The sequence below is a fragment of the Pseudomonas sp. NPDC088429 genome, assembly GCF_044753305.1.
Taxonomy (GTDB): Bacteria; Pseudomonadota; Gammaproteobacteria; order Pseudomonadales; family Pseudomonadaceae; genus Aquipseudomonas; species Aquipseudomonas rustica.
This window is the reverse complement of sequence record NZ_JBIVMX010000179.1, coordinates 1-1,179: the sequence shown is the minus strand read 5'-3', so window position 1 is coordinate 1,179 and position 1,179 is coordinate 1. Positions and strand designations below refer to the sequence as shown.

Annotated in this window: 1 protein-coding gene and 1 pseudogene; both read right to left on the bottom strand. The window is 55.2% G+C overall.

Annotation, left to right across the window (positions count from 1 at the left end; genetic code table 11):
- Positions 1-284 (bottom strand): annotated as a pseudogene (locus ACIP66_RS28810) (cytochrome o ubiquinol oxidase subunit I); the annotation flags it as partial.
- A 3-nt stretch (positions 285-287) separates the two neighbouring features.
- Positions 288-1,175, bottom strand: coding sequence for a ubiquinol oxidase subunit II (gene cyoA / locus ACIP66_RS28805; RefSeq protein WP_400652705.1), 888 nt, complete (start codon positions 1,173-1,175; stop codon positions 288-290).
- Positions 1,176-1,179: the final 4 nt, after the last annotated feature.

Genomic DNA, 1,179 nt, shown 5'->3' with positions numbered 1-1,179 from the left:
GGCAGGTATCCATGCGAACCCTCGGTGTCAATGGCCAACTGGGTACGCATCATGATGGCGTCGGCAAAACCGCGCAGCAGCATGACCATGGCGACGATGATGTACATCACGCCGATTTTCTTGTGGTCTACCGAGGTCAACCACTCGGTCCACAGGTACGTCCACTTCTTGAAGTAGGTGATTGCAGCGAACAGCGCCAGACCACCGAGCGCGATCATGGCGATGGTAATCATCACGATCGGTTCGTGGAATGGGACTGCTTCCCAACTTAATTTACCAAACATCGTTTACTCCTCTGCCCCGGCAGCTGAATGCGAACTCGAGTCAATTTCCGTGGCCGCCACTTCTTTCTCTTTCTTCTCGTGCTTCAGCGGCTTGCCCGGCTTCATACCTTCGTACTTGTCGACGATGATCTGGAACTGGTTCGGCGTGACCGAGGAGTAGAGCTCGACTGGGTTGTTCTGGCTTGGCTTGGCAAGGGCTGCGTATTCAGCTTGATCAAGCTGTTTAGGTGACTTCTTGACTTCACTTACCCAGGCGTCGAAATCTTCCTGAGTGGTGGAAATAGCTTTGAACTTCATGCCGGTGAAACCCGCGCCGCTGTAGTTGGCGGAGATACCGTCCATTTCAGCGTTACGGTCAGCGATCAGGTGCAGCTTGGTCTGCATGCCCGCCATCGCGTAGATCTGGCCGCCCAGACCCGGGATGAAGAACGAGTTCATCACAGCGTCAGAGGTGATCTTGAAGTTGATTGGCGTGTGCGCCGGGAACACGATTTTGTTGACCGTGGCGATGCCTTGTTCCGGGTAGATGAACAGCCACTTCCAGTCCAACGCGACCACTTCGATGGTCACAGGCTTGACGTCGGATTCGATCGGACGATACGGATCCAGCTCGTGAGTCGAGATGTAAGTGATGTAACCCAGGGCAATGATGATCAGAACCGGGATGGTCCACACCGCCACTTCGATTTTGGTCGAGTGCGACCATTTCGGGGTGTAGACAGCGTTCTTGTTCGACGCGCGGTATTTCCAGGCGAACAGGAAGGTCATGACGATAACCGGCACAACGACCAACAGCATCAGCAGGGTCGCGGTGATGATCAGGTTGCGCTGTTCCAGGCCGACCTGGCCCGTTGGATTGAGCAAGGTCATGTGGCAGCCTCCCAGCACCAACGTG